The organism is Okeania sp. SIO3I5 (assembly GCF_010672085.1).
GTDB lineage: Bacteria > Cyanobacteriota > Cyanobacteriia > Cyanobacteriales > Microcoleaceae > Trichodesmium.
The window spans coordinates 1-14,002 of record NZ_JAAHHT010000079.1 but is presented as its reverse complement, the minus strand read 5'-3'; the positions used below and the strand labels follow the sequence as shown (position 1 = coordinate 14,002).

The 14,002-nt window shown below is 33.6% G+C and carries 12 protein-coding genes; 8 read left to right on the top strand and 4 right to left on the bottom strand.

Annotated features, from left to right (window positions below; translation table 11 throughout):
• Window positions 1–493 precede the first annotated feature (493 nt).
• Window positions 494–1,000: a DNA-binding protein gene (locus F6K40_RS18635; RefSeq protein WP_293138459.1), complete on the top strand. Its 507-nt coding sequence runs from the start codon at window positions 494–496 to the stop codon at window positions 998–1,000.
• Between the two features lie 106 nt (window positions 1,001–1,106).
• Here the strand turns inward: F6K40_RS18635 and tnpA are convergent, their stop codons facing one another.
• Window positions 1,107–1,520, bottom strand: coding sequence for an IS200/IS605 family transposase (gene tnpA, locus F6K40_RS18630; RefSeq protein ID WP_293138457.1), 414 nt, complete (start codon window positions 1,518–1,520; stop codon window positions 1,107–1,109).
• A 53-nt stretch (window positions 1,521–1,573) separates the two neighbouring features.
• Between tnpA and F6K40_RS18625 the strand changes: the two genes are divergently transcribed.
• Window positions 1,574–3,022, top strand: coding sequence for an RNA-guided endonuclease InsQ/TnpB family protein (locus F6K40_RS18625; protein ID WP_365671947.1), 1,449 nt, complete (start codon window positions 1,574–1,576; stop codon window positions 3,020–3,022).
• 68 nt (window positions 3,023–3,090) lie between these two features.
• Here F6K40_RS18625 and F6K40_RS18620 read toward each other — a convergent pair whose 3' ends face one another.
• From F6K40_RS18620 to F6K40_RS18610, 3 genes are all read right to left on the bottom strand, one after another.
• Window positions 3,091–3,318, bottom strand: a complete 228-nt coding sequence (locus F6K40_RS18620; protein WP_293138453.1) for a ferredoxin family protein — start codon at window positions 3,316–3,318, stop codon at window positions 3,091–3,093.
• A gap of 150 nt (window positions 3,319–3,468) precedes the next feature.
• Entirely contained in the window at window positions 3,469–4,485 is a 1,017-nt protein-coding gene (gene hisG, locus F6K40_RS18615) for an ATP phosphoribosyltransferase (protein WP_293138451.1), read from the bottom strand.
• 541 nt (window positions 4,486–5,026) lie between these two features.
• Window positions 5,027–6,577 carry a histidine--tRNA ligase gene (locus tag F6K40_RS18610; protein WP_293138449.1) on the bottom strand — a complete coding sequence of 517 codons (1,551 nt, stop codon included), beginning with the start codon at window positions 6,575–6,577 and terminating at the stop codon, window positions 5,027–5,029.
• A gap of 2,353 nt (window positions 6,578–8,930) precedes the next feature.
• Here F6K40_RS18610 and F6K40_RS18605 point away from each other — a divergent pair.
• The 6 genes from F6K40_RS18605 (at window position 8,931) to F6K40_RS18585 (ending at window position 13,677) form a co-directional block, all read left to right on the top strand.
• Window positions 8,931–9,908: an aromatic ring-hydroxylating dioxygenase subunit alpha gene (locus tag F6K40_RS18605; RefSeq protein WP_293138447.1), complete on the top strand. Its 978-nt coding sequence runs from the start codon at window positions 8,931–8,933 to the stop codon at window positions 9,906–9,908.
• Window positions 9,909–10,223: 315 nt separating this feature from the next.
• Complete coding sequence (locus F6K40_RS18600; protein WP_293138445.1) at window positions 10,224–10,571, top strand: hypothetical protein; 348 nt, start codon at window positions 10,224–10,226, stop codon at window positions 10,569–10,571.
• Window positions 10,550–11,182, top strand: a complete 633-nt coding sequence (locus F6K40_RS18595) for a trypsin-like serine peptidase (protein ID WP_365671962.1) — start codon at window positions 10,550–10,552, stop codon at window positions 11,180–11,182. The genes F6K40_RS18600 and F6K40_RS18595 overlap by 22 nt, the downstream gene beginning before the upstream one ends.
• 325 nt (window positions 11,183–11,507) lie before the next feature.
• Window positions 11,508–12,299, top strand: a complete 792-nt coding sequence (locus F6K40_RS18590; protein WP_293138443.1) for a hypothetical protein — start codon at window positions 11,508–11,510, stop codon at window positions 12,297–12,299.
• Window positions 12,300–12,308: 9 nt separating this feature from the next.
• The gene (locus tag F6K40_RS40935; RefSeq protein WP_365671941.1) at window positions 12,309–12,608 is read left to right on the top strand and encodes a hypothetical protein; all 300 of its coding nucleotides are present in this window, start codon (window positions 12,309–12,311) and stop codon (window positions 12,606–12,608) included.
• 7 nt (window positions 12,609–12,615) lie between these two features.
• Window positions 12,616–13,677, top strand: coding sequence for a hypothetical protein (locus F6K40_RS18585; RefSeq protein WP_293138441.1), 1,062 nt, complete (start codon window positions 12,616–12,618; stop codon window positions 13,675–13,677).
• Window positions 13,678–14,002: the final 325 nt, after the last annotated feature.

Sequence of the window (14,002 nt, the reverse complement as noted above, 5' to 3'; positions counted from 1 at the left end):
TTTTCACTATATAAACTATTATGCCTTCCCTTTGTTCCTAGAAGAAATATTTTGAGGCCAAGCACAGAATATAGCAACAGGCATTTATGCTGAGGGCAGAAGCAAGTGCCTAATTCTGAGGTTCCCTACGGGACGCCTACTGTGCGGAGGTAATTCCGCACACAGTCCCTCCAGAATGTAAAACGCATATCTGACAGGCAGAAGGAAAAATCTTGGTTTGTCTGGGTTTTAGGCTAATGATACGTGTCCTAAGCTTTGCTTCGACTGATATCTAGATAATATTTTGTATTTACAAAAAGATAGGCCAATAATTTTAGGGAGCGGTGAAAACCAAGTGGACACTTATGATACCCAAGAAATTTGGACAATAAACCTGGTTTGATACAATATGAAGGCTGGAAAATCAAAAATTCTTGCCAAAGAGATTTTATTATGATTTACTAAAAATATTATAGTTGGTATATTATAAAGTCCATTTGTTCCGGAACGGTTTATGATAGATACAGATATAGATATAGATGTAGTCGGTACAACTGAAGCAGCTTTTCTTTTAAATATTTCTACAGCTAGACTGCGGTTACTTCTTAGGCAAGGTCGCGTCAAAGATGCTTATAAGGAGGAGCGATTTTGGATGATTCCTTTAAATAAAAGAGGAATGCCAGAAATTACTCCAGGCAGTCGTGGTCCTGAAGGCACTTGGAATAGAGGACAACGCACGGGCAATACTTTTATTCACGTTTTGAGAAAAGAAATTGACTATAACCGAGACCATGGAACTTCTCTTCCAGCAATATCTGTTAAACAAGGCGACAGAAACGACCGTTGCCACGAAGCTGAGATTTTAGGGAATTGCAAAATTGTCTACCGACCTCATAAACCTAATAAGAGTCAAGCTGGTGGTGCTCGCTTGTGGATTGAGGTAGAACCTGACGTTCAAATTGTGCGTAAGTTTTTCCGAGAGGCAGAAGATCAGGAAAATAAATCTCAAGGTTTTGGTTAGCTGCCTGATTTTAGATTTAACTCTCCCGACTGTTGTCCCGCGCTCTCCATCCCCCCTAACCCCCCTTGGAAAGGGGGGAGGGGAGCGTCGGGATGAAAGTCGGGCGTTATGTCGATGGTTTGTCCTGATTTTGTATGTACTTCTTTAGCACTGAAATACTTACACCACCACAGCTAGCAATAAAATAAGATTCACTCCAAAAAACAGCTTTGAAATAAGCTTTGTTGATTTGTTCTGGAAACTCGGTTCTAAGTCTCCTACTGCTCACAGATTTTAGATTAGTAACAAATTTAGGCAACTCAAGCTGCGGGTAGTATTGGAATAGCAAATGTACATGGTCAGGTTCACCGTTAAATTCTATTAGTTTGCAGTCCCATTTAGTACATAGATTATCTACTATTTCTCCTAATCGTTTGAGCATCTCCTGATTGATTACCTTTTTTCTATATTTAGTTACCAAGACTAAGTGAGCTTTCATGTCAGATACGGCTCTACCACTAGATACAAAATCTTTTTTCATAATTATCTGGCTATAGCTGTTGACAATTAGACATACAGTCATTATAATAACAGATGTATAGTGCAGGATGTCGATTCTCTATGCTGTTGAAATACAAGTACAAGCTAAAACCCCATAAAAGTCAAACGATAATTATAGCCAATTGGTTAGAAATGGCTAGAAAGCAATATAATTACCGTTTAGCTGAAAGGTTAAACTGGTTTGAAGCAACGCGCACACCAGTAAACGCTTGTCCACTTAATATTTCAGTAGTCCCAGTAGACCAGATTTATCAGAATATCCCTGAATTTAGGATACAAACACGAGATGGCAGAAAAAAAGATAGTAATGGTAATCCGATTACAAAGAAAGGGGATCAGCATCCAAACATAGTTAGTGGATATGTTGTTTGGGAGACTGTGCAGCTAGCAGATTTAGCACAGACTAAAAAACTTTTCCCTGAGTATAAGTCTATGCACTCTCAGGTTTTGCAAGATGTTATTCAGCGTGTACAAACAACAATGGATAACTTTACTAAACCCGATCAAAAGGGTAAAACCAGTGGTAGACCTAAATTTAAAGGTCGGCATTATTATAATTCTTTCAGTTATCCTCAGTTCTCAAATGCCAATATAGTTAAAAATGCCAACGGTCGTTTTTGTATAAATCTACCAAAGATTGGTTTAGTCCCCTTTGTCTACAATCGCTCAATACCATTAGGATTCAAGGTTAAGACAGGTACAGTAATCCGTGAAGTTGATGGATACTATATCAGTTTCACGGTAGAAGATAAGACTGTCCCTGTAGAGGTTGCAGAAATTCAACCCACCTTAAAAAACTCAAAAGGCATTGATTTAGGATTATTGCACTATGCTGTTACCAGTGATGGAGAATTTATTGAAGTTCCTAAGTTTTTTAGGTTCTCTGAAAATAAATTATCTAAACTTCAGGTAAGATTAGCTAAAAAACAAAAACATTCTCAACCTTGGAAGATTCTCAAGGGTAAAATAGCGAAACTGCATCAGTTGATAGCTAGACAACGCTTAGATTGGCAATTCAAACTAGCTTATCATTTGTTGAGTGATTGTCAGGTGATATTTTTAGAAGACCTACAAATAGCTTCTTTAGTCCGACGTTGCAAAGCTAAATTAGGTGATAATGGTCAATTCTTACCCAATGGTCAATCAGCTAAGTCAGGACTAAATAAGTCTTTGCAAGATGCAGCTTTTGGCCAGTTTGTTCAGGTTTTGGAGTATGTAGCCTGGAAACTTGGTAAAAGAATTATCAAAGTAGACCCCAAAGGTACATCTCAACATTGTTGGGAATGTCTGAATAAAGTCTCTAAAAGTTTATCAGATCGCTGGCATTCGTGTCCTAAATGTGGACAGGAACTAGACAGAGACTATAACTCAGCACTCCTAATACAAAAGATAGGATTGTTGTCAACACAGGAGGAGGACATCACTTCTGTTAAAACTGCGGTCAGTTTTTCTCTGGCTGAAGAATCCCTATTTTTCCCGTAGGGGAGCGTCGGGAGTATGTCAATTCTCTCCAAATACTTAGAGTTCAAACTTTTTTTCCTCAGAAAGACTTACTCTGGAGTCTTTTGTAATTCCGGTCTTTCCTCAGCAATTATTGCTTTTTCTACAGGACAAACTTCCAGACAAATTCCACAGTCAATACAAGTCTCAAAATCAATCCAATACCAATCAGTTCCCTTTGTATTCTTACTAGGTCCTGGATGGATACAAGCAACTGGACAGGCATTAGCACAGTCAGCAACACCTTCGCAAATATTAGTAACAATTGTATGTGGCATTTTAGTTTAGTTAAAAGTTCAAACTTATTAATTTTACAAATGGTATTGCTGATAGCTGACTGCTAAGAGCTGAATACTTAGATTAGAGATGGGTTAAATAGAATCAATATTTTCCCTAAAAAAAGAACTACTTTCCCAACCAATAAAAGATTATTTTAGCTTTGACAAAAATGACTCATAAATTTGAGACTTAGAAGCAAAAACATAATTAGGAGAAGAAACTGTCATATCTGTACCACCTACATTTCTCAAATGGTTAATTGCTGGCAATAACATACTTTGTTTAACTACAATTGTCACAGCATACCAATTATTTTTTTCTCCAGAATATACTTTAGCAATAGTTGGACCTTGTAGACCAGCAATACTATTTAATTCTGCTTTATGTATTAAGCGATCGCTAATTTCATCTGGAGAATTACCATAGACATTTGCAGTTATCGACACATACTTTTTCGACTCCATCTGAGCCTCAATTAATTCTAAAAATACTTTAGTTGTTTCCAACTTAATTTCGCTTTCTTGTAATAAGCGTTTATTACCAATTAAACAAGCTTGCGAGTCGAGAAGAATACCCCCTTCAATTTGCTTTAAACGATTTTCTCTAAGAGTTGTGCCAGTGCTAGTTATATCAGCAATCATATCAGCATATCCCATACTTGGTGCAGCTTCCATTGCACCTTGAACTGCCACTAAAGAAAAATGTACAATTAATTTTTCATAGAGCCATTTTTGGGTAAGATGATGATATTTAGTAGCAATTCTCAAATTTTTTCCTTTATCTCTAAATAAGAGAGTTAACTCTGCTAAATCTTCTATAGAAGAAACATCTACCCAACTCTCAGGAACAGCCAAAACTAATTTACATTTACCATAACCTAATTTATCCCAAATTACTATTACATCATCATGGGATTGACCTTCTTCAGAAACCACATCATAACCTGTAATTCCTAAATCAACACTTCCTTCTTCCACCTTTGTAAAAATATCTGCTGCTCTTTGAAATAAAACTTTTACTTGTGGCAAAGCAGGGATTGAACCAAAATATTGTCTTTCATTAGGTCTAGATACACTCAAGCCACAAGATGACAATAAGTTCATCGTTCCTTTTGCTAAAGCACCTTTACTTGGTAAAGCTATTCTTAAAAATTGATCTTTTGTCATTTGATTTTAGGGTCTTAGTTTTCAGTAACTAAAATTAAGTACCTAGTAAGTATTCAGCTAGCTCTATGAAATCTACTGTAATTTTCCTATCTACTTAATTTGAACGTCAATCAGATATACAATTAGGGCTTGCTAATTAACTTTCAAAGCCTTTATCTGTAAATACTTTAGTCTTTTTGGTTAATCTTTTTTGCTCTAAAAAAGTGTAAGTTTTTCAATCCAAAAAGCTCAAAAAGTTAAGATTTTGATTACACAAGGGTGGAAAAATCAAGGGATAATTATTCCTCCTACCTTCTCTATAATTTCCATTTCCTTTGTGCCGGCTTCCTTACCGAATAATTAAGGTATAAAGGCTCTCCTTTAAAGGGGAAAAAGCGGTCTTTGGATAGATGGGTTACCTAACCATATCGAATCACCAACGCGAGAAAAGTGCTAGGATATTTCCTTATTTTCAATTCCCTCACGGTTTTAACCAGAGGTAATTATCCATTAATGAACTAACTCCTACCCTTACAATGTATACTTTTTCAGCAAACCCCAATTATCTTTGCTTAACTACATTATTTCTAACTCTATCTACTACTTCATTCAATTCTAAATTTTGTTCTTCGCCAGAGTCTAGATTTTTCAAAAGCAGTTTATGTTCTTGTTTTTCAGCAGAATTTAAAATAGCTACAAAAGGAATATTCTGCTGATTTGCATATTCGATATTACTTTCAATATTTCTTGCCATAACATCAGTTTCTACTCGCAAACCTAATTCTCTTAATTTTTCAGCAATTCTCACAGAATCACTATAATCTTCTCTACTCAAACCAACCACTAAAACTTCAACAAATTGATAATTATTCAAACTCAAATTTTCCTTTTCTACTAACTCCTTTCTCAAAGCTTCCATCACATAAGAAAAACCAGTTGCTGGAGTTTCTTTTACACCCCCTAAACTGACAACTAAATCATCATATCTACCTCCACCACATAATTTTCTTTCTACTCCTAAGTTGCTGTCATAAATCTCAAAAACCATACCTGTATAATATTGAAGACCCCTACTAATTCCCAGGTCAAGACTAATGTGATTTTTGTCGATATTAAAAGCTTCTAAACTTTTCCAAATATCTTGTAATTGTGCCAACCCATAACCATCAATACTATAAGCTGAAAGGAGTTTTTCTGTTTCTTTGAAAATAGCAAGTGGTTCTCCTTTTAGTTGACTCAATTCGGTCATAAACTCTAGTGCTTGATTGAGTTGTTGAGTTTGGTCTTGATGTTTAATTTTTACTAACAAACGGTCAACTATTTCTTCTGGTGCGCGAGTGCTTGTGAGTCCGATCTTCATACTTTCCAGCAACTCAAAAATTGCTGTTCGTGCCTCACTTTCTTCTAAACTTTGTAGAATATCTGCAATTTTTGTTGTTGTCGTATTTGTGTCTAGTTGTTCTTCAACAGAAGTATTTTTTTTAAAAGCTGGATAAATTTCCGCAAGTCGATTTTCTACTACCTCTTTACCTTCGGTTCTTAAAGTTTCCATCTGAGTAAGTAAAAAACTACGAAGGCGAGTATCTAACTCAAGATGGTCTAGAAAATTGTTGAGAAGTCCAACGTGGCCAATAAATGTTTGATATTCAGTTAAACCTAAACGATCTAAACCTTGAGATGCCATAGAAATAACTTCCGCATCAGCGATCGCTCCTGTCGCCCCAATTAGTTCTATTCCCATTTGGGTAAATTGCCGATATCTTTCTTTCTGGGGCTGTTCATAACGAAATACTGGCCCAGTATAATAAAGTCGCATTGGCAGAGGTAGTTCTTGGAGGTGATCCAGATAGGCACGGACAACTGAGGCAGTGAATTCTGGCCTTAGACAGAGGCGACGGTTACGGTAAACGAAGTCGTAGAGACGAGAAATAATGTCCTCACCAGATTTTTTCAGATAGAGTTCTGTATATTCTATGAGTGGTACGTCTATGGGTTGATAGCCATAGGATTCAAAATTGGTACTAAGTGTACTTTTGATTTGTCGATCGATTTGGTAAGTGTTTGGGAGTATGTCGTTAACTCCTCTAACTCGTTCTACTTTTGTAGTTTGCATAGACAAAATATAGAAGATTGTAGTTTTCTAATGGGAATTTCTTGTCAGGAGTATCAGGGCAAAATTATTTTACCTTTATATGGCAAGAAAGCTTCTGTCAGATTACTTCGTTCCTAGAAATTCAGTTTTTAATAAGATTGGAGAAGGAATTGGGATTAGCAAAAAAAAATATCAACGAGTTGTGGGAATAACTTTTATTAGTTGATTCGATTTGGGAATCCTGCTTAAACAAATTCTCAAACTTTAATCATATATAAGGATAAGGGGAACTAAGTAGGTAGATAAATAAAGGTTGGCGTTGCTGAATGATTGTATGATTTTTAGTAGAGGCGATTCGCGAATCGCCCGTACAGTCTTCAGTAGTCTAAATAGTTTTTTTCCTTACTATCAATCTTACTCCGATACGAATTTTATACCTTATTTCAGCAATACCTAAATGTTAAAACAAAAAATATGGAAAATAAGCCAGAAGGCGGTTATCAATTAGTTATTACTGTTTTGAATTTCCATTGATTGCTATTTTACCGAAATAATTAATAATTAAACAATTAAATAATTAAATAATTCAGGTTTAAAGCCTCCCCAATAAAGGGGAAAAAAGCGGTTGAGGGATGCCGTTAGCGTTAGCGCAGCTCCTCTGTAAGAGGAAGCGGCTCTGTCAAGAGCGGGTCTCCTTTCCCTCCGGGACGCTACGCGTTTCATGTCGCGCAGCGTTAACGCAGTTTTGCGCTAGCTAAACGGCATATCCAATCAACCAAGAGAAATAAATCTTTTCCTTAAGCGCCAATCCTTTACCTTTTAGGGAGAGGTAATTATTGATTATCCATTAATGAAGGATAATTCAACTCACTTCACCTACTTAATATCTCTATAACTATTAACGGAGTTAATGAAATAGGAATTACATTAGATATTTAAACTTGCCAAACTTATATTTATGGTTTTAATTAACCAAATTATTCTGTCACGAAATGCCATTCTTAAAAATCTCACCCAGTGAATATACTTTAGAGCTTTAATATTATTTTTTGGCAATCGTCTTTGTTTGAATTGAAGCTAAAAGTTCATCTTGATCAAGAAATTAAATTTTTAATACCATAGCAGTTAAAGCATAACTTAGGACAACTATAAAACTTTAAAGCTATTAGCTGTAAAGTTTTTATTCAAGCTGTTTTGCTACACAACATCAGAGGCGATCGCAAGGCGAGTACCATCTGCTGGGTGCTATATTGTAATTCTTATATAGCCAAGAAATCATATAAATTCTGCCTATTAAAAAATCATTTTCTTGCTCTTAAATTCACCAAAATTTCCTAAAAATTATAATGCTAATAGTTCTTTATTTTCATCAGCCAATATTTCCGATAGTTAGGTTTTTAAGAACTCGTAAATTTCTGTTAAAGAAGCAGTCAGCACTTCTGACTCAGCAATGAGTAAAATTATTTTTATAACACCAAGATGGGGATTTTAACTTTAACTGAACAATCCTCCGCCATAATTACAAAAGATTTTAACCAAAACTCAAAAAGCTGTTAACGCAGTTACGACCCAGGAGGCTAGCTGAATGCTAAAAGCTGATAGCTAGTTAATGCTAAATTTTTATCTTGAATAAAACGAGTATTATACTGATAAATTTAGATATACCTTAACTGGTATATCCTTATTATTAATTTTAATTCAAATTGGAGTTAAATCCAAAATTAGAACTATTAACAATCAAATATAATTATTATTCTAGCCAGGCAAATAAAATTAAAATACTTACCTAAAAATAAGGTTTAAAGCCTCTCATTTCAAGTCAAAAAAATTCCTTTTAACCAATCCTCTTCTTTTTAATTAAGAGGTAAGTAGGTAGGCATAAATAAACGTTGAAATCAAAAATCTGAAAAAGAACCCATAAGCAAGTCCTCAATTGGTTCTCACCGCGCATGAATCTCCATTGCTATTTTACGGATAATTAAACCAACCTACTTAATTATTAATTATTGAACTACTTATCTAATCTTTTAATGCCCAAAACCTCTTGCCCAAAAGCCGATTTTCTTAGGTTATATCAAATCTGCTTAATTCAAGATAAAAAAATGTTTCAGCTTCAGCCATAACGCAAATCTTCCTAAATTCTTTTCCCTCCTAATTTTTGTAAGTCGCCAAGGAGACAGCTCTTCTACCTGACTCCTAATTAACTATCTAATTATACCAATGCTAACGGATTTGATATTAAAAATTAATTATTTTAATTATTCAAATAAAGCCCAAGAAAATTTTATATTTTTTAATGTTTCTAGTTGGCAAGCAACCTCTATCCTATATAGACTAAAAGGTAATTTTTGTCTATATCCAAGAAAAGATAATTATGCATTCAAACCTCCCTAATAGCTGGTTTCGTGTTGCCAGAAGTCAAGATTTATCTACCAAAAGAGTCATACCACTTCATTACTTTGGAAAAGACTTCGTACTATTTCGTACAGAGGATGGTAAACCTCATATTCTTGATGCTCACTGTCCCCACTTGGGTGCTCATCTTGCTCATGGAGGTAAAATAGAAGGCCAAACCCTAAGATGTCCTTACCATGGTTGGCACTGGGATACAAATGGACAATGTGCTGCCATTCCCTATCCAACCCAAAACAAACCCAAAGCCAAAATACAGAGCTGGCCTGTACTGGAGCTTAATGGTCTAATAATGATGTACTACCATAATCAAGGAAAACTTCCTGACTGGGAAATACCTCAAATACCAGAACTAATTTCTCAAGAATGGACTCCCCTACGTTTAGTCCGTCAGTGGAAGGTACGCACTACTCTTCAAGATTACATGGATAATAGTGTCGATGTCTCCCATTTATATAATTTACATAGTCGTACCTTTAAAAGTGCCTACAGTCATGGAGTTGAAATCAACGGACCAATTTTAACTCATAGAATGTCTCAGAAATATAATTTATCTTCCTTAGCAGCAGGGAAATTAGTATTAGAAGATGGTTCAGTTACTACTATTTATTATGGACCTGCTTATGATGTTAGTTTTTACTGGACGGAAGGAAAGTTAAAGCTAGGTTTGCTAACTATTTTTACAGGAACACCAATAGATAATGAGTATCTTGATATTGCCATATTTTACAGTGTGAAGAAAGTGCTACCTTTTCCTTTTAATTTGATTTTAAATAGGATGTTAAAACAAGATGTTTTAGAAACTTTTGAACAAGATGTTAGTATTTTAGAGAATAAAACTAATATTAATAATCCACTTTTATATCAACAAGATGGTCCGGTGCGCCAGTCTCGAAATTGGGCAGGTCAGTTCTACTCAGAAAATTCTCTGACACTATAGCAATCATATTTCAGTTGTGAGATTTTAGTAGCAATTAGGAGTCAGAATATGAAAATATTTTGATTGATCTTAATCGTTCTTAAATATCTCATAAATCATTCCTGATTGCTATAGATACTTCAGTTCAACAATAACAGGCATTGGTGAGGTGTAATGCTTTTGTCTTAAATTTACAGCAATGCATGAGGATGCTGAGGTACAGTTGAAGATTAATCTCTATTTCCTATTTACTGAAGTGAAAAAAAAATTCACCTCACACGCCTCGGAAACTGCTGTAATGAACAACCATACTATTGGCATTCTGCAAATACTCTTATGGAACTAGACAGTTTTATTGAACAAGAATATCGCATTCCTTTACAAGAAGCACTAACGAGATGGGGTGATGATATTTATGATTATCAACAACGTAGAAATTTTTTAAATGGTGCTAGTTTCGATGCTAAATCTATTAGAAAATTTCCCCTAAATACTAATAACGCACCAAGTTTAGCTATGGCTTTAATAATAGAATTTTCCAAGCCTAACTTTAATAGCAAACATCCCAATTTTCATCCTTTAGTTGCTTTTCTAAAAAATTTATATGAACAAGATGAAAAAGGAATCGAAATATATGAGCTTTCAGATACAGATAAAACTCTATTTTATTTAAAGAACTCATAAAACAAGGAGAAGAAAAAGCTTTAAGATGTCGCTGTGGAGTAGTCAGAATTGAATCACCGAAAGGAAAAGCCATTGGTACAGGATTTATTGTCAGTAAAAATAAACTTCTTACTTGTTATCATGTTCTCCAAAATTCCTTGGAAGCATGGGCAAGATTTAACTATAATAGCCAAAATACAGCTTGTGATACTAACGCTTTTATCATGCCCCTTGATTTAAGTCTAGATACAATGATTTGTTCTAGTATTAATGATCTTGATTATGCCTTAGTGAGACTACAAAATCCTACTTCACAAGTTATTCTTCCTCTCAATCTACAGGAAATTAATACAGGTGATAATATTCGTATTATTCATCATCCTAATGGAGACTTAGCCACTGTTTCTACTTTAGGAAAAATTGAAGAATTAAGCCATGATTTACTGTTACATAGTTTAACCACTGATCAAGGTTCTTCTGGTGCGCCTATTTTTAATGAAAATTGGGAAGTTATTGCGATTCATCGAGGAAATATAGGAATTATGGCTGCACAAACTACAGAAAAAATGACTGCTATACCTATTAATAGCTTTTTGGATAAAATTGCTTCAAACTTAGATTCAAATAGATAAAATAGGCAAAAATGAATCAATGAATCAAGGTGAAATAATATGAATCCTATTCGTGTTTATACAATGCTTAACTTTCTAGAATAGCTATAAATAAATTATCCTCAGATAACTTCTTTACGAAATATTCCTGAAAACCTGGATAAAATAGACAAAAATGAATCAGTAAATCAAGGAGAAATAATATGAATCCTATTCGTGGTTATACAATGCTTAACTTTCTAGAATAGCTACAAATAAATTATCCTTAGATAACTTCTTTACGAAATATTCCTGAAAACCTGGATAAAATAGGCAAAAATGAATCAGTAAATCAAGGAGAAATAATATGAATCCTATTCGTGGTTATACAATGCTTAACTTTCTAGAATGGCTACAAATAAATTATCCTCAGATAACTTCTTTACGAAATATTCCTGAAAACCAATTATTAGATATTGTCGATCAATTTGAAGGAGGAAAACTCAAAAATAATAATGATTTAATAACAAAGTGGCGTCTAGGTTTTGATTATTTATTTACAACAAGTGGTGATTGGAAAGGATATGATCGAGCAAGAAAAAAACTTAATATAATTGAAATGAAATCAAATAATCTAATTCAAAAATTCAAAAAAATAGGGGCAAACGTAAAAAATATAAATATATCAGCACAAGATTTTTTAGAGAGATATAAAAAAGTACCACTTCACTCACTTTTTTTATATACTTCTGAAGATAAATATATTTTTCAATATATTTTGGAAAATTGGGGAGCATTAGATACTATTTCTGGAGAATATTGTGATATTTATCCTAACTTAGAACAGTTCCAAAATCTAGAGGATGCCTATGAATACATAGAAAACTTTACTGTTTTAAAAAGAATAGAATTTATGGATTACTCAAAATTACCAGGTCTTTTCTTTTGGGATAATAACGGAGATACTGAATATATTTCTTTACAAAAAACTATAGATTCAAATGATATAAAAATTTTTATTAGAACTATATTTGAAGAAATTAGGAAAAAACCAATTATAGCTTCTGTTAGTCAAGCTAAAGAAAAATTAATTCAAAAAGAATTTTCATTACTATCTGAAAATTACTTTAATTTAGTACAGTATCTTAATTGTGATTAAATTACAGCATTGAAGTCAGTTTTAACCAAAACAATACATTTACAGCCGGTTGACGATCGCCGAAATTTTCTCACTGTTTGTGGTCTTGAAAATGTTTGTAATTTAGTCCAATTAGATAAACCTTTAAATCAATTTATTATTAGTCTCTTAGCACAACTTATTAAAACTTATATCAAGATCGGTTCTACAAAAAAAATGGCTTTAATTGTGTTGTTAGAGTTTATCAATAAAATTGATTCAAACTTGTCTATAGACGATAATAAATTCATAGATTATATTATTTCAAAAATCACAAATTCTATCTTATAGAAAAATTATGACCTTAATTACTAAAGATAATTCCCGTAAATATATATCCTATTTTTTACCCGAATATCGAGTTTATCCTGAATATGATGCTACTCCTTTCACCGCAGGTAATTCCTACTGTCGTCTTTATTTAGTAGAAATGTATTTAGGGAGAATATTATTTGATAAGCGTTATCCTGTAGTTCATGCCAAAATTGAATATGAGCGAGGAGGAAAAAAAACGGTAGTTCCCTATTTAGCAAAACCTGACTATATGCAGGAATTAAGTCAAAAAAACCTAGATAGAGTGATTCAATATAACTATCCTCTTACAGAATTGTTTCCTTTTAATGGAGGTTTAGTTACATTAGATGCAAGATTATTGAGTATGGAAGCTAGTGATGTAATTAAACAGTTTATTAAAATAATCGGGCGTTTTTCTGATCTTTTAGTAGTACCTGAACTTTCAAGTGTAATTAAACTTGCTCAACCTCTTTATGAAGGAATAGAAGAACTAACAGGAAGTGGTTATGCCAATTTAGAATTAGGCTATCGTCAAAGCTTTGAAGAAGTAGGTAATGGTGGTGCAAATAGTCTTAAACCAGGATATTTTGTTGCAATTTTAGCAGAAGAAAAAGATATTAATTATGAGCAACTTTGTATAGTTAATGATAGTTTGCGTTTAGGTTCTCCAGGTAAAGGCACAGCTTTTATTAAAGATAGTAAACCTGTAGAAAAATATAGTTATATGTTATTTCGATTAGGAAAATCTAAGCAACAAAGATGGGAAAAATTGCCTAAAATAAACGGTTTGTTTCAAAAAGCAAAGAAAATAACTGCTCAAAGAGATTATGAATATCTTAAACGTTATTTACTACCAACAATAGAAGAAGAAATTTGGTTAAGTGAAGATATTGCTGAAGGCGATCGCCAGAATATGATTATTAGAATTAAAGATTATTTGAAAAAAATGGGCTTACAAAGTTATAATAATCAAGATATTTCTTTATCTACTCTAATGGAACGCCCTTTACCAGAAATGGATACTGAAACAGAAGCAGATTTAAAAGCTTTAAAGGATATTTGGTAGTAAGAAGTGTAAACTATGGGTTAATACTAATTTGATCAATGTTTGTTACAAATGACTAGGAGATTTTTTAGGAGTCAAGCTTGAGGATTCAGGAGTTGTATGGGAATGGCTTAAATACCATTTTTTAGGTCATAAATCATCTTTTTTGTCACAGGGACATCTCGTTAAAATTATTTTTATTGCCCTTACTATTCCTAACATTCTTTTTTGAAAATGTTATATAGCATTTCTCAGCAATCGTGAGGTACACCTATCTTAATTTTTTCCTATTCCCTATTCCCTATTCCCTATTCCCTGTTCCCAGTTAAGTGTTCCCTGTTCCCTA